Origin of the sequence: Vibrio ichthyoenteri ATCC 700023, assembly GCF_000222605.1 — a bacterium.
GTDB lineage: Bacteria > Pseudomonadota > Gammaproteobacteria > Enterobacterales > Vibrionaceae > Vibrio > Vibrio ichthyoenteri.
Window position 1 is genome coordinate 14,313 of the sequence record NZ_AFWF01000319.1, and the last position, 15,596, is coordinate 29,908.

Below are 15,596 nucleotides of genomic sequence, written 5' to 3' on the forward strand. Positions count from 1 at the left end.
GAATCCTCGGGTGAGGATCAACTGATTTACCCAAATAATCGCTACTTTTTTCACCAGTAGCGAGTGGTTAAACGTTCACGCTGCTATTTGCCGTGAGTTGGCATGCTGTGGGCTTAAAATAGAATCGCTGCGGGTTTTGCTTTAGACTGTTTGGCGTGTACTCCTAACTCATGCTGCCAAATCTATATGCGCCCAACTATTGCTCGAGTGGCCTTGCCTGTTCCACTGGATAAGCAATTCGATTACCTGATCCCTAGCCACCTATTTCCTATTATCGGTGGGCGTGTTTCTGTGCCATTTGGTCGCCAGTCATTGATTGGGATTGTGACTGAATTGACCAATCAATCTGAGTTTAGTCACAGCCAACTTAAGCCAATCAAGCAAGTGCTCGATCAGCAACCCGTGTGGCCAGAATCGCTTTATCAGTTGCTTAAATGGTGTAGTCAGTTTTACCAACACCCATTGGGTGACACCTTGGCTAACGCGATGCCTTCGGCACTGCGCAAAGGTAAAGCGGCCGATTTTTCGACGCTGGTGGAATGGCAGTTAACGGAGCAAGGTAAGAATCAGCTGATGCTTGGCTTCGGTCGAGCGGTAAAGCAAGAGCAAGCAATGCGCGCTTTGCAATACGGCGCGGTTTCTCATCAACAATTGCTTGAGCAAGATATCAACAGTACGGTACTGAAAAACTTAGTAGAAAAAGGTTGGGTGGAATCGATTGAGAAAAAACCGACCATTCACGCTTGGCCTAGTGATATCGAAGCTGCGGTTGATAAACCGAAATTAAACCAAGAGCAAGCGGTGGCCATTGCGACGGTCAATAGTGCTGATGGTTTTGGTTGTTATTTGCTAGAAGGGGTGACAGGTTCTGGCAAAACCGAGGTCTATCTCAACCTAATCAAACCGGTACTGGAAGCGGGCAAGCAAGCCCTGGTTTTGGTACCTGAAATAGGCTTAACACCACAAACTATCAACCGTTTTCGTAAGCGTTTTAATGTGCCGGTGGAAGTTATCCATTCTGGTTTGAATGAAACTGAGCGTCTCAATGCGTGGTTATCGGCACGTGATAAAGCGGCGGGAATTGTGATTGGTACACGTTCTGCGCTGCTGACCCCCTTCGCTGACCTCGGCATCATTATTGTCGATGAAGAGCATGACTCTTCTTATAAACAGCAAGATAGCCTGCGTTATCATGCCCGAGATGTAGCGGTGATGCGCGCCAACAAAGCGCAGATCCCGATTGTACTGGGCTCGGCAACGCCGGCATTAGAGACCTTACACAATGCGTTGACGGGTAAGTATCATTATCTGCAATTAACGCAGCGTGCTGGTAATGCGAAACCGACTACCAACAAAGTGCTCGATGTAAAAGGACTTTATTTGGAAAGTGGCTTGTCTGCGCCGTTGATTGCAGAGATGCGTAAGCACCTTTCGGCCGGTAATCAGGTGATGCTGTTTCTTAACCGCCGCGGTTTTTCTCCTGCTTTGATGTGCCATGAGTGTGGCTGGATTGCAGAATGTAAACGTTGTGATGCCTACTATACCTACCACCAATACAGCAATGAAATCCGTTGCCATCACTGTGGCTCGCAACAACCGATTATTCATCAGTGCCAAGGTTGTGGCTCGACCAATTTAGTTACCGTTGGGGTAGGTACTGAGCAGTTAGAAGGGCAGCTCAGTCAGTTGTTTCCTGATTACAAAGCGATTCGTATTGATCGTGATAGCACTCGACGTAAAGGCAGTTTAGAAAGCGCCTTAACTGCGATTCGTAAAGGCGAATATCAAATTTTGATTGGTACGCAGATGCTGGCTAAAGGTCACCATTTCCCTGATGTTACTTTGGTGGCATTGCTTGATGTTGATGGTTCACTGTACAGTAGTGACTTCCGCGCATCGGAACGTTTGGCGCAATTGTTTATTCAGGTGGCAGGGCGAGCAGGACGAGCAAGTAAACCGGGTGAGGTTATTTTGCAAACCCATCATCCTGAGCATACTTTGTTGCAAGCATTGCTTAATCAAAGCTATGGGCACTTTGCTCAAACTGCATTGCAAGAGCGTAAAATGGCGATGTTGCCGCCTTATACCTATTTAACCTTGCTGCGCGCTGAAGCCAATAACAGTCAGGTGGTGGAATCCTTTTTAAGGCAAGTTCGCTATACCTTGGAAGCACATCCTTTATTTGATGACACTTGCCAAGTATTAGGGCCAACACCTGCACCATTAGCAAAGAAAGCGGGTAAGTATCGCTGGCAGCTATTGTTGCAAACGCAAACTCGGCCGTTAATGCAGCGATTATTGATGAGTGCGAAACCGGCTATTGAGTTATTGCCTGATAGCAAAAAAGTACGTTGGTCGCTAGACATAGAACCACAAGATTTAAGCTAGCGGTCAGTTTACAATGTCACGTACGTTGAATGAGAACGTAATTTTGTGACGTAAATCTCTATCTCGGGTTGGGTTTTGTTAAATCTCCCGTAACTTTATAGCGTGAAATAAATAAACTAGTAGCTGACGCTTTACGCACCTTAGTGAATAAAAAGGTAAACGATTGCGCATCGTCAGTGGCAATGAACAATAAATCAAAGAATGGGTTTAAACTCATCAAGATTTTCATACGGTTTAGGTGGCCAAGACGCTACCGCCAAAGGAACTAACTAAGAGGGTTACATTTATGGCGACAATGAAGGATGTTGCCCAGCTCGCGGGAGTTTCAACAGCGACGGTATCGAGGGCGCTGATGAATCCTGAAAAAGTCTCTTCTGCCACGCGTAAGCGCGTTGAAGACGCTGTGTTAGAAGCTGGCTATTCCCCAAATTCTTTAGCGCGTAATTTACGTCGCAACGAATCAAAAACCATCATCGCGATTATCCCTGACATTTGCGATCCTTATTACACGGAGATCATCCGCGGTATTGAAGATGCGGCAATGGAGCATGGCTATATAGTTTTGCTAGGTGATAGCGGTCAACAGAAAAGACGCGAGAACTCATTTGTGAACTTGGTGTTCACCAAGCAAGCCGATGGCATGCTATTGCTGGGAACGGACTTACCGTTTGATGTCAGCAAGCCTGAGCAGAAAAACCTACCGCCAATGGTCATGGCGTGTGAGTTTGCTCCAGAGCTAGAATTGCCAACGGTGCACATTGATAACCTCACGTCCGCATTTGAAGTGGTTAACTACCTGACTCAATTGGGTCATAAGCGTATCGCTCAGATTTCAGGCCCGGAAACGGCGACCTTGTGTCAATTCCGCCAGCAAGGCTATCAGCAAGCATTGCGTCGTGCGGGTATTACCATGAACCCGACTTACAGCACATTTGGTGAATTCACTTTTGAGGCGGGCGCAAAAGCGGTAAGACAATTACTGGCGCTGCCTGAGCCGCCAACCGCAATTTTCTGTCACAATGATGCGATGGCGATTGGCGCAATCCAAGAAGCGAAACGTCTTGGTTTACGTGTGCCGCAAGATCTGTCTGTGGTTGGTTTTGATGATATTCAGTTCGCCCAATATTGCGATCCACCATTGACGACTATCTCGCAACCTCGTTATGAGATTGGTCGTCAAGCGATGTTGATGATGCTGGAACTACTGCGTGGTCATGATGTTCGCGCGGGATCACGTTTGCTCGAAACGCAATTAGTGGTGCGTAAGAGTGCGGCGCCACCAAGAAGCATTTAATTTCACACCGTAATTAATTTACATGAAAAACGACGCCAATCTGAGCGTCGTTTTTTATTGATGCAGTGATTACGTCAGGCCAGTGTTATCTTGTGTCAGAATTTTATTGTTTACTCCACACTAACTAAGGCAATGCATTGTTATCTAATGGCAATCTAGATTAACATATCGACAGTAATAATTGACTTGATGTACTACCGTGGCAAATAGAGACTATGTAAAGCGTGGCGCGAGTAAGAAGCCCGCGAAAAAGAAAGCAGCACCCAAGCGCAAACCATGGCGCAGTGGGCTTTTGGCATTGCTCGTGGTTGGCGTATTTGGTTCTGGCCTTTATTTATTGAGCCAAGATCCTGAGCCGCCAGCACCCGTAGTACAAGCGCCGGCTAAAACGAAGCCTAAGGCAGAAAAAGCGCTACCACCACCGCCAGAAGAGCAGTGGGATTACGTTGACAGCTTGCCAAGTCGCGAAGTCGAAGTAAAAGCTAAAGAGCAGGTGATTTCTGATATCCCTTACATCATGCAATGTGGCGCTTACAAAACCGAGGCGCAAGCGGATGCTCGTAAATTGGATGTAGCCTTCCAAGGTATCAAAAGTGAAATTCGTAAAAAAGATGGCAGCTCTTGGTATCGCGTGGTTCTAGGTCCTTACGCGCTCAAGCGTGATGCTGAGCGAGATAAACACAAATTGCAACGGGCCAAAATTGAGCCTTGTGCAATTTGGAAAGAGACACAGTAAACAGATATCAAAAGAAGCGGACTCCAAGTGAGTCCGTTTTTTCGACTAGTCATTCTTGTTCGTCATGATAATCCGATTGACACGATGTAATCCCGGCAAGATAAAATATTCTCGCATCTCGCATCTCGCATCTCGCATCCGCCTTTCTCCCCTTGAATTCTTTTTCCGCGAACCTCATATAATCTTTAGACTGAGATTAAAATAACTATGAGGCCCTACACGTGACTACCATCGTTTCAGTACGTCGAAATAACAAAGTTGTCATCGCGGGTGACGGACAAGTATCACTAGGCAATACCGTAATGAAAGGCAATGCGCGCAAAGTTCGCCGCCTATATAACGGTAAAGTATTGGCGGGTTTTGCTGGCGGCACTGCCGATGCATTTACTCTGTTTGAGCGCTTTGAAAGCAAGCTGCAAATGCACCAAGGTCATCTAACCAAAGCGGCGGTAGAGCTGGCGAAAGATTGGCGCAGCGATCGCGCGCTACGCAAGCTAGAAGCGCTGCTGGTGGTTGCCGATGAAACCGCATCATTGATCATTACCGGTAATGGTGATGTGGTGCAGCCTGAGCACGATCTGATTGCGATTGGCTCTGGTGGTAACTATGCACAAGCCGCAGCGATTGCCCTATTAGAAAATACTGATTTAAGTGCACGTGAAATTGCTGAAAAAGCATTAACCATCGCGGGTGATATCTGTGTTTTCACCAACCATCACCACACTATCGACGAACTAGAAATCCCAGCTCAACCAAGTGCTGAATAATAAAAAATAGCGATAGTGAAATAAGAATTTAAGGAATCTGATTATGTCTGAGATGACCCCTCGTGAGATTGTTCATGAACTGAATCGCCATATCATTGGCCAAGATAACGCTAAACGCTCAGTGGCGATTGCACTGCGCAACCGCTGGCGTCGTATGCAGCTTGAAGAAAGCTTGCGCGTAGAAGTCTCACCAAAGAATATTTTGATGATTGGCCCAACCGGTGTGGGTAAAACCGAAATCGCTCGTCGTTTAGCAAAGCTCGCCAATGCACCCTTTATCAAAGTGGAAGCGACGAAATTCACCGAAGTGGGTTATGTCGGTAAAGAAGTCGAAACCATTATCCGTGATCTGACCGATGCGGCGATTAAGATGACCCATCAGCAAGAGATGGAAAAAGTGAAATTCCGCGCTGAAGAGCAAGCGGAAGAGCGCATTCTTGATGCTCTGCTACCGCCTGCGCGTGACGCTTGGGGCCAAAACGAGCAGCCACAACAAGATGAAGAACGTCAGTCGAATACTCGTCAAATCTTCCGTAAAAAGCTACGTGAAGGTCAGCTAGACGATAAAGAGATTGAGATTGATGTTGCTGCGCCGCAAATGGGCGTTGAGATCATGGCGCCTCCGGGCATGGAAGAGATGACCAACCAGCTGCAAAGCATGTTCTCTAATCTTGCTGGCGACACCAAGAAAAAGCGCAAGATGAAAATCAAAGAAGCGATGAAAGCGCTGGTTGAAGAAGAAGCGGCGAAACTGGTTAACGCAGAAGATCTGAAAGAGCAGGCGATCTTCAACGTTGAAAACAACGGCATTGTCTTCATTGATGAGATCGACAAGATCTGTAAGCGTGGTGAAAGCTCAGGCCCTGATGTGTCTCGTGAAGGTGTTCAGCGTGATCTATTGCCATTGATTGAAGGCAGCACGGTTTCTACTAAGCACGGCATGGTGAAAACCGACCACATTCTGTTTATCGCATCAGGCGCATTCCAAGTAGCTAAGCCATCGGATCTTATTCCTGAGTTGCAAGGTCGCCTACCGATCCGTGTTGAACTTGAAGCACTATCAAGCAATGACTTTAAACGTATTTTGACTGAGCCGAAAGCGTCGCTGACAGAGCAGTATATTGCGCTGTTAAAGACCGAAGATGTGAACATCAACTTTACAGAAGACGGCATTACTCAAATCGCTGAAGCGGCGTGGACAGTTAACGAAACCACCGAGAACATTGGTGCGCGTCGTCTGCATACGGTGATGGAACGTCTAATGGATGAGATTTCATTTGAAGCGACAGAGAAGCCAGGCAGCAGCATGACGATTGATGCCGATTACGTGCAAAAACGTCTTGGCGAATTTGTTGAAGATGAAGACCTAAGCCGTTTTATTCTGTAATCAATACCAGTAAAAACATAATTGAAAGAGTCGACTACGGTCGGCTTTTTTATTGCTTGGCATTTTTGGCTACTAATGTGCGAGCAATAAAAAAGAGGAGGACGCATGGCATCCTCCTCTTGGCTTATGTTTCTAATCGCTACTGTCGTATGACAGTATCTATGGAGAAGAGATTAGATCATAAATACAAAAATTACCGCCAGCGCAGAGATCAAGCCTGCGAATGCGTAACAAGCGATCTTGCCTGCCACACCGGTGTGGAATTTAAGATCGTGCATACCGTGGTGTACACGGTGCATCGCATGCCACATTGGTAGCGCAAGGCTGCCGATGATAAACAGCGCACCGATGATGCTGGTAGCAAACTCAGAGGCACGTTCGTAGCTCAATGCTTCAGCATCGATGATGCCTAATGGTGCCAGGATACCAAGCACCAAGATTGTGATTGGCGTAATCATGGCAAACCATGTACCGCCGGCGCCAAATAGGCTCCACCAGATTGGCTCATCTGAACGACGTGGTGAGTGATCAACTTTGTAATTTGGGGTCATAACATCGCTCCTTAAACAACGATCAGAACAACAAGAGAAATAAACGCAACCGCTGCCCATTGAGCAAGGACGATCAATTTCTTGTCGACTGGTTTGCCTTTGATGCGGATTGGCATCACTTGCGGCATCATGCTGAAGAAGGTTTGCGCGTGTAACAAGCTGCCCGCGAGTGCCACGATATTGATCGCTACCACCAGTGGGTTGGCCATAAACTCAAGCCAAGCTTGCCATGCCTCTGGTCCTTTCACGAGCGAGCCCAAACCAATGGTTAGGAACACTGTGAATAGAATCAAAGGTAGTACCGTTGCTTCACGCATCATGTAGAAGCGGTAGAACGGGCTGCTTTGCCACCACGTACGTTTCATTTCACGAACGTAAGGTTTACGATTACTCATCCTAAGCCTCCTCTTTCACTGGTTTACCATCAGGCTTTAGCATCGCAATCACAAAGTCCATTGATGATTCAATTTTACCTTGGTTTACGGCCGCCGCAGGGTCGACGTTTTTCGGACAAACTTCAGAGCAGTAGCCAACAAAAGTACAGCCCCAAGCGCCGTTTTTACCGTTGATCAGCGCCATACGCTCAGATTTACCGTTATCACGGCTATCCAAGTTGTAACGGTGCGCCATGGTGAGTGCCGCAGGGCCAATAAACTCAGGGTTTAGACCAAACTGAGGACATGCTGCGTAGCAAAGACCACAGTTGATACAGCCAGCAAATTGCTTGTATTTTGCCATTTGCTCTGGCGTTTGTAGGTTAGTACCGTCTTCAGGTTTACGATCGTTACCGATGATGTAAGGTTTGATCGCTTCAAGGCGCTCGATGAACGGCGTCATATCAACAATCAAATCTTTTTCGATAGGGAAGTTTGCTAGAGGCTCAATTTTCACGCCATCTGGGTAATCACGAAGGAAGCACTTACATGCCAGTTTTGGCACGCCATTAACCATGATGCCGCAAGAGCCACAGATCGCCATACGACAAGACCAACGATAAGAAAGGTCTTTGTCTAGGTTATCTTTGATGTACCCCAGTGCGTCAAGCACTGACATGGTGTCATCAAATGGCACTTCAAACGTTTGTACGCGAGGTTCAGCATCATGCGCTGGGTCGTAACGTAGAACGTCTACTTTTTGAATACGATGTGCTGACATTATGCTTGCTCCTCTACTTTCTTCTCTTCAGCTTGTGCTGCGGCTTCAGCGGCAGCGGCTTTCTCTGCTGCTTCACCGTATAGACGCGCTTTTGGCTGAGATTTAGTAATGGTTACATTACTGTACTCAATGCTCGGTGCGGCATCTGGTTGGTAGAAAGCAAGAGTATGCTTAAGGAAGTTAACATCGTCACGCTCGGTGCAGTTGTCATCAAGACGTTGGTGCGCACCACGAGATTCTTTGCGTAGAATCGCAGAGTGAACCATCGCTTCTGCCACTTCAAGGCCGTAACCGATCTCAATCGCGTAAAGAAGGTCAGTGTTGAACACTTTGCCTTTATCTTTGATGCTGATGTTTTTGTAGCGCGCTTTAAGCTCTGTGATCTTATCAATCGTCGCTTGCATCAAGTCTTCTTGGCGGTAGATACCACAGCCAGCTTCCATGGAGTGACCCATTTCAGTACGGATGTCGGCCCAGTTTTCATCACCTTCTTGATCAAGTAGCGCTGCAATGCGTGCTTCAACCGCTTTTACTTGCTCGGCAATAGATTCGTCATTCCAGCCTTTAAATTCCGCTGCGCGTGCAACGGCTTGTTCGCCTGCAACACGGCCAAACACCACAAATTCTGCTAGTGAGTTAGAACCCAAACGGTTTGCGCCGTGCAGACCAACAGAAGCACATTCGCCCACAGCGAATAGACCTTTGATGCGCGTTTCACATTGGCCGTTGGTTTCAATGCCACCCATGGTGTAGTGCACGGTAGGGCGAATTGGAATTGGCTCTTTGGCAGGATCAACGTTCACATAAGCTTTTGCTAGCTCACAGATGAACGGTAAACGCTCTTGCAGGTACTCTTCACCTAGGTGGCGAAGGTCTAGGTGCACCACGTCACCCAGAGGGTGTTGGATGGTGTTGCCTTTTTGCTGTTCGTGCCAGAACGCTTGAGAAACTTTGTCTCGTGGACCCAGTTCCATGTATTTGTTTTTCGGTTGGCCAACCGGAGTTTCCGGGCCCATGCCGTAATCTTGTAGGTAACGGTAACCGTTTTTATTGACGATGATACCGCCTTCACCACGACAACCTTCGGTCATCAGGATACCTGTACCAGGTAGACCGGTTGGGTGGTATTGGACGAATTCCATATCGCGTAGAGGCACGCCGTGACGGTAAGCCATTGCCATGCCGTCGCCTGTTACGATACCACCGTTGGTATTACAGTGGTAAACACGACCCGCGCCACCCGTTGCTAGCACAACCGATTTTGCTTTGATCGTAACAAGTTCGCCTTCCGCCATATGGATAGCAATCAGACCTTGCACTTCACCTTCGTCAACCAATAGGTCAACCACAAAGTACTCATCAAAACGATTGATATTTGGGTACTTCATTGAAGTTTGGAAAAGGGTGTGAAGCATGTGGAAGCCAGTTTTATCGGCTGCGAACCAAGTACGCTCAACCTTCATACCACCGAAACGGCGAACGTTAACTTCACCATTTTCTTTACGGCTCCATGGGCAGCCCCACTGTTCCATCTGAATCATTTCGCGGGTTGAATTCGCCACGAAGTATTCAACGACATCCTGTTCACATAGCCAGTCACCACCACCAACGGTATCGTTGAAGTGATTGTCTAAGCTATCTTCTTCCTTGATAACTGCTGCTGAGCCACCCTCGGCAGCAACCGTGTGGGAGCGCATTGGGTAAACTTTAGAAATCAAAGCAACTTCTAAGTCAGGGTTTGCTTCAGCCGCTGCAATAGCAGTACGAAGACCAGCGCCGCCAGCGCCGATGACTGCGATATCTGTGATGATAGTTTGCACAGTTATCCTCCAGTGTGTAAGTGCGGTCAATCCCGCTTGTTATAGTAAGAGAGCGCGTGCAGATATTGACTACAGATAGTGTTATCTGACCTGAAGATGACGTGCTACACGTAACTCAAAAGTGGTACAACTCAGTGTAAGAGAGGGGCAAAGTGTAAAAATTGATGTATTCCGGATTTTGTTTCGCTAATGCAAAAGAGAGCATAGAAAATGCAGGATATGTGAGAGCTGTCACGGCATGGCGTATTTGCTCGCAAAGCTTGATGTAAATAGTGTTACGGACCTGTTGGAAATTATTTGTAGCACGTTAGCGAGGGTGTTTCGTAGAGGCTAATTTTAGTGCTACATAAGGGCACCTGCGGGCAGCACTTGCGTCTAAGATGAAAAGTGATATGTTCGCTTCTTCGAAACAAGAGCAAAAATAGAGAAAGCAAAAAATGAATTGGCAACCGACCGCATCCATCGAATTACTCAAACAGCGCGCTGAATTACTCGGGCAAATTCGTCAGTTTTTTGCACAGCGCAATGTATTGGAAGTGGATACACCAGCAATGAGTCACGCCACGGTGACCGACGTACATCTACAAACCTTTCAAACCCAATTTGTTGGCCCAGGCTATGCCGATGGCAGCCATCTTTATTTGATGACTAGCCCTGAATTTCATATGAAGCGTCTTTTAGCTGCGGGCAGTGGTTGCATTTATCAAATTAATAAAGCCTTTCGTAACGAAGAGAATGGTCGTTATCACAACCCTGAATTTACCATGTTGGAATGGTATCGCGTTGGTTTTGATCATCACAAGCTAATGGATGAGATGGATGACTTATTGCAACTCACCATCAAATGCGGTGCGGCACAGCGCATGACTTACCAACAGGCCTTTGTGAGCGTATTGGGTGTCTGTCCATTGGAAGGCTCAATGGCAGAGCTGAAACAAGCGGCGGCAACACTAGGCTTAAGCGATATTGCCGAGCCGGAACAAGATCGTGATACCTTGCTGCAGTTGTTGTTCAGTGTTGGGGTGGAAGTGAAGATTGGCCAAGAAGTGCCTGCTTTTGTCTATGATTTTCCAGCCTCACAAGCGGCTCTTGCCAAGATCAACCTAAACGATGATCGCGTGGCGGATCGCTTCGAGGTCTATTTCAAAGGGATTGAGCTGGCGAATGGCTTCCACGAGCTTGATAACCCTGCCGAGCAGTTAGCACGTTTTGAGCAAGATAATGCCAAGCGTATTGAGATGGGCTTAACCGCACAACCAATTGATTATCACTTAATCGCGGCATTAGAAGCGGGGTTGCCAGAGTGTGCCGGTGTAGCGCTAGGGATTGATCGTTTAATTATGTTGGCGCTTGGCCAAGATCATATTGATCAAGTCACGGCGTTTCCATTTCCGATTGCATAGACTACTGAGTTGGAATTGTGGCAAGTAATCCGATAAAGCGTGGTCAGGATCGCTGATTCTTTCGGTTCTGGACTCGCCTAGAACTAACAAGCCCGTTATACTCCCAATCTGATTTAAAACTAGGGCTGATAGTCGGCCCTACTATCTATACAAGAGCACAGGATATGCAAGAGTACATCGCGTTTTTCCAAGAAAATATGATCATGTCTGTGGTTTGGGTTGGCCTACTTGTTGCCCTAATCATGAATATCGTAAAAACATCAACAGCGGCTTACAAAGAGATCAGCGTTGCTGAGACCACTCAACTTATCAACCGTGAGAACGGTGTGGTGATTGATATTCGCGCGAAAGACGAATTCAAAAAAGGTCATATTACCGAAGCACTTCACATTTTACCTTCGGATATCAAAGCAGGTAACTTCGGTAGCCTTGAAAACAGCAAATCAGACCCAATTATCGTGGTATGTAAAACCGGTCAAACTGCACAAGAGAGTGCAAATCTTCTAGCAAAAGCGGGCTTTGAAAAAGTATACGTGCTGAAGAGTGGTTTGATTGCTTGGAGTGAAGCTAACCTACCGCTAGTACGCGGCAAGAAGTAATCACGGCGAGCAACGCTGGTGAATTAAGCAGCGTTTGGCAATGAGAGATGTGAAGATTGCCACGAATTTGATGGCAAGGTTAGTGTTAGTCGCATCTCTCAGTTAGTCTCAAGCAAACTTTGATATTTAAGGCATAAAGGATTCAATAATGGCTGAAGCAGCACCAACACAAGAAGCACAGAACTTCGCAATTCAACGTATCTTCCTAAAAGACGTTTCTTTTGAAGCGCCTAACTCACCAGATATGTTCCAAAAAGAATGGAACCCAGAAGTGAAGTTAGATCTAGACACGCAAAGCCGTGAACTAGGTGCTGGTGTTTACGAAGTGGTTCTACGTTTAACGGTTACCGTGAAAAACGCAGAAGACACAGCTTTCCTATGTGAAGTTCAGCAAGGCGGTATTTTCTCTGCTGAAAACATGGAAGCGGGCCAATTGGCACATTGCCTAGGTGCATTCTGTCCAAACGTGCTATTCCCATACGCACGTGAAACGATTTCAAGCCTAGTCGTTAAAGGTACATTCCCACAACTAAACCTTGCTCCAGTTAACTTTGATGCATTGTTTATGAATTACCTACAACAGCAAGCTCAGCAAGGTGAAGGCCAAGCAGAGGCTTAATTAACGTCTTATTCGTTAATACTATTTGAAATGCACAAGGCATCGTAAAGCGAATGCATTGTGCATTTTTCGTTTATAGCAGAGTGGTTGATACCAAAGTGGTTTAACACGCGTTAAACTCTTTAGGTATAGCAACTTGTTTATCAGTCAACAGGCGGAACAATGACAAATTCAAACATCAATAATGCCTACGGCAAAGAGATCGCAATGACCGTATTGGGCGCAGGCTCTTACGGCACCTCTCTGGCGATTTCTCTGGCTCGTAATGGCGCCAATGTGGTGATTTGGGGGCATGAGCCTGAGCACATGGCAAAGTTGCAAGCTGAGCGTGCTAACCACGAATTTTTACCAGGGGTTGATTTCCCTGAGTCACTGATCGTTGAGTCAGATTTAGAAAAAGCCGTTTCTGCCACGCGTGATTTGTTGGTTGTGGTGCCAAGTCATGTGTTTGGTATCGTACTGAAAAGCGTAAAGCCTTTCTTGCGCAGTGATTCACGTATCTGTTGGGCAACCAAAGGGCTTGAGCCTGAAACCGGTCGTCTACTTAAAGATGTTGCGCATGATGCACTAGGCGAAGGCTATTCATTGGCGGTGCTATCAGGGCCGACTTTTGCTAAAGAACTGGCGATGGGTCTCCCTACCGCAATTTCAGTGGCGTCTCCTGATGCGCAATTTGTCGCGGATCTACAAGAGAAAATTCACTGCAGCAAAACATTCCGTGTCTATGCCAATAGCGACTTTACTGGTATGCAATTGGGTGGTGCGGTGAAGAACGTGATTGCGATTGGCGCGGGCATGTCGGATGGAATTGGCTTTGGCGCTAATGCTCGTACGGCATTGATTACCCGTGGTCTGGCGGAAATGTGCCGTTTGGGTGCTGCGCTAGGCGCGCAAAAAGAAACCTTTATGGGTATGGCAGGTTTGGGTGATCTGGTATTAACTTGTACTGATAACCAATCACGTAACCGCCGCTTTGGTTTAGCTCTTGGTGAAGGTAAAGATGTCGATACCGCTCAAGCAGAGATTGGCCAAGTGGTTGAAGGTTATCGCAATACCAAAGAAGTCTGGATGTTGGCGCAACGTATGGGTGTGGAAATGCCAATAGTTGACCAAATCTATCAAGTACTGTATCAAGATAAAGATGCACGAGAAGCGGCAAAGGATTTGTTAGCGCGTGATAAAAAAGCAGAAGCATAATTCGGCGGCAGTACGATGCTGCCAAGAAGGTTACAACATGAAGCATTGCGAAAAAAAACAGGTGTGGCAGACCATTGTTCAAGAAGCAAGGCAGCAATCTGAACAAGAACCGATGCTGGCCAGTTTCTACCATGCCACCATTATTAAGCACGATAGCCTCTGTGCGGCACTGAGCTACATTTTAGCTAATAAGCTCAATACCGCTTCAATGCCAGCGATGGCGGTACGTGAAGTGGTTGAAGAAGCTTTTGCTTCGGACCCAAGTATTATTGAAGCGGCTGCTTGTGATATTTGTGCCACGGTCAATCGTGACCCTGCTGTTGCAATGTATTCCATTCCATTGCTATACCTTAAAGGCTACCACGCACTGCAAGGTTATCGAGTGGCTAACTGGCTATGGAAGCAAGGACGTATCGCGTTAGCGACTTATTTGCAAAATCAAATCTCAGTCGCTTGCCAAGTGGATATTCACCCTGCGGCAACAATCGGTCGCGGTATCATGCTCGATCACGCAACGGGTATTGTGATTGGTGAAACCGCTGTCGTAGAGAACGATGTTTCCATTTTGCAAGACGTAACCTTGGGTGGTACGGGTAAAGAGAGCGGTGATCGCCATCCTAAGATTCGCGAAGGGGTGATGATTGGTGCAGGGGCGAAAGTACTGGGTAATATTGAAGTGGGCGTTGGGGCAAAAATTGCTTCTTGTTCAGTGGTATTACAGCCTGTTCCGCCGCATACCACGGCAGCTGGCGTTCCGGCCAAGATTGTCGGCCGACCAAAATCGGATATGCCTTCATTGGATATGGATCAGCAGTTTAATGGTAAGTCACAAAACTTTGTTGATGGTGATGGCATCTAATCGATATTGCCATTCGTGGCTATTCGGTAAAAAGTCTTAAACGAAAAATGGGTTGGCCAGTGCCAACCCATTTTTTTTGCTCAATTCGCACAACGAATGAGCAGTAAGTAAGCTTTTTTGATTAAGCGATAGCTTCGAGTTCAGCTAGCGTTTCATCAGCCCATACGATCCATGCTTGGCGCAACAATAGGTTGCGGCGCAAGGTGAGTCGCTCAAGGCGTTGTGATTTATCAAGAGCCGCAATGTTTGAGTAGTACGCGTTTTCGATTTCTTGATAGTGCGTAACTAGTTTGCGTGACTCTTCAACCAATTCAGCAAGTTGCGCTTTGAATGGTGCAGAAGGTTGTACAGAACAAGCCATCAGTTTTGCTGAGAACTCATCGCGTACCGTTGGGTGTGCAGTTGGTTGGTCAAACCATTCACCAAGAGCAATACGGCCTGCGTCAGTGATGGAGTAAACCTTACGGTCTGGCTTGCCCTCTTGTGGTTCTAATACGCACGTCACAAGCTGGTTTTGAGCCATTTTGTTCAGTTCGCGGTAAACCTGCTGGTGGCTCGCTTTCCAGAAGTAGCCGATCGTCGCAGAAAATTCTTTAGTGATGTCGTATCCAGTAGCATCGCGTGTACTAAGAACTGTGAGGATTACGTGTGGTAATGACATGAAATGGTCAATAAACTTTAAATCAACTGCCAACATCTTGATGTGCTTCTTGAGGCACGTGTATTATGTTGATGAGAGCAGCGCCAACAAATATGTTGGCCATGTCACCTTAAAAGCCGTTTTTCACCTAGTTCGATAATCGCTTATCGACGTTGCGATA

General features: G+C 46.9%; 15 protein-coding genes. 10 read left to right on the forward strand and 5 right to left on the reverse strand.

Going from position 1 to position 15,596, the window contains the following annotated elements:
* Window positions 1–186: 186 nt before the first annotated feature.
* The 5 genes from priA to hslU all read left to right on the forward strand — a co-directional run bounded on the left by priA (window position 187) and on the right by hslU (window position 6,572).
* On the forward strand, window positions 187–2,388 hold the full coding sequence (priA, locus tag RH85_RS21060) for a primosomal protein N' (RefSeq protein ID WP_006714761.1): 2,202 nt from the start codon (window positions 187–189) through the stop codon (window positions 2,386–2,388).
* Between the two features lie 238 nt (window positions 2,389–2,626).
* Window positions 2,627–3,682 (forward strand): DNA-binding transcriptional regulator CytR, encoded by a 1,056-nt coding sequence (gene cytR, locus RH85_RS21065; RefSeq protein ID WP_277422406.1) that lies wholly within the window; start codon window positions 2,627–2,629, stop codon window positions 3,680–3,682.
* 199 nt (window positions 3,683–3,881) lie between these two features.
* A complete protein-coding gene (locus RH85_RS21070) occupies window positions 3,882–4,418 on the forward strand; it encodes an SPOR domain-containing protein (RefSeq protein WP_006714763.1) in 537 nt (178 codons plus the stop codon).
* Window positions 4,419–4,639: 221 nt separating this feature from the next.
* Window positions 4,640–5,185, forward strand: a complete 546-nt coding sequence (hslV, locus tag RH85_RS21075) for an ATP-dependent protease subunit HslV (protein WP_006714764.1) — start codon at window positions 4,640–4,642, stop codon at window positions 5,183–5,185.
* A 43-nt stretch (window positions 5,186–5,228) separates the two neighbouring features.
* On the forward strand, window positions 5,229–6,572 hold the full coding sequence (gene hslU, locus RH85_RS21080; protein WP_006714765.1) for an HslU--HslV peptidase ATPase subunit: 1,344 nt from the start codon (window positions 5,229–5,231) through the stop codon (window positions 6,570–6,572).
* A 173-nt stretch (window positions 6,573–6,745) separates the two neighbouring features.
* Here the strand turns inward: hslU and frdD are convergent, their stop codons facing one another.
* The 4 genes from frdD to frdA are packed head-to-tail and all read right to left on the reverse strand — an operon-like array spanning window position 6,746 to window position 10,098.
* Window positions 6,746–7,123 carry a fumarate reductase subunit FrdD gene (gene frdD / locus RH85_RS21085; RefSeq protein WP_006714766.1) on the reverse strand — a complete coding sequence of 126 codons (378 nt, stop codon included), beginning with the start codon at window positions 7,121–7,123 and terminating at the stop codon, window positions 6,746–6,748.
* An 11-nt stretch (window positions 7,124–7,134) separates the two neighbouring features.
* The gene (gene frdC / locus RH85_RS21090; RefSeq protein ID WP_006714767.1) at window positions 7,135–7,518 is read right to left on the reverse strand and encodes a fumarate reductase subunit FrdC; all 384 of its coding nucleotides are present in this window, start codon (window positions 7,516–7,518) and stop codon (window positions 7,135–7,137) included.
* 1 nt (window position 7,519) lies between these two features.
* Complete coding sequence (locus RH85_RS21095) at window positions 7,520–8,278, reverse strand: succinate dehydrogenase/fumarate reductase iron-sulfur subunit (protein WP_006714768.1); 759 nt, start codon at window positions 8,276–8,278, stop codon at window positions 7,520–7,522.
* A complete protein-coding gene (gene frdA / locus RH85_RS21100; protein WP_006714769.1) occupies window positions 8,278–10,098 on the reverse strand; it encodes a fumarate reductase (quinol) flavoprotein subunit in 1,821 nt (606 codons plus the stop codon). The genes RH85_RS21095 and frdA overlap by 1 nt, the downstream gene beginning before the upstream one ends.
* 437 nt (window positions 10,099–10,535) lie before the next feature.
* On the opposite strand from frdA, the gene epmA reads away from it, so the two are divergent.
* From epmA to cysE, 5 genes are all read left to right on the forward strand, one after another.
* Window positions 10,536–11,501 (forward strand): elongation factor P--(R)-beta-lysine ligase, encoded by a 966-nt coding sequence (gene epmA, locus RH85_RS21105; RefSeq protein WP_006714770.1) that lies wholly within the window; start codon window positions 10,536–10,538, stop codon window positions 11,499–11,501.
* A 164-nt stretch (window positions 11,502–11,665) separates the two neighbouring features.
* A complete protein-coding gene (locus RH85_RS21110; protein WP_005593663.1) occupies window positions 11,666–12,100 on the forward strand; it encodes a rhodanese-like domain-containing protein in 435 nt (144 codons plus the stop codon).
* Between the two features lie 148 nt (window positions 12,101–12,248).
* Window positions 12,249–12,719: a protein-export chaperone SecB gene (gene secB, locus RH85_RS21115; protein WP_006714771.1), complete on the forward strand. Its 471-nt coding sequence runs from the start codon at window positions 12,249–12,251 to the stop codon at window positions 12,717–12,719.
* Window positions 12,720–12,881: 162 nt separating this feature from the next.
* Window positions 12,882–13,916, forward strand: a complete 1,035-nt coding sequence (gene gpsA, locus RH85_RS21120; RefSeq protein ID WP_006714772.1) for an NAD(P)H-dependent glycerol-3-phosphate dehydrogenase — start codon at window positions 12,882–12,884, stop codon at window positions 13,914–13,916.
* Between the two features lie 37 nt (window positions 13,917–13,953).
* Window positions 13,954–14,775 carry a serine O-acetyltransferase gene (cysE, locus tag RH85_RS21125; RefSeq protein WP_006714773.1) on the forward strand — a complete coding sequence of 274 codons (822 nt, stop codon included), beginning with the start codon at window positions 13,954–13,956 and terminating at the stop codon, window positions 14,773–14,775.
* 121 nt (window positions 14,776–14,896) lie between these two features.
* Here cysE and RH85_RS21130 read toward each other — a convergent pair whose 3' ends face one another.
* Entirely contained in the window at window positions 14,897–15,436 is a 540-nt protein-coding gene (locus tag RH85_RS21130; RefSeq protein ID WP_006714774.1) for a PadR family transcriptional regulator, read from the reverse strand.
* Window positions 15,437–15,596: the final 160 nt, after the last annotated feature.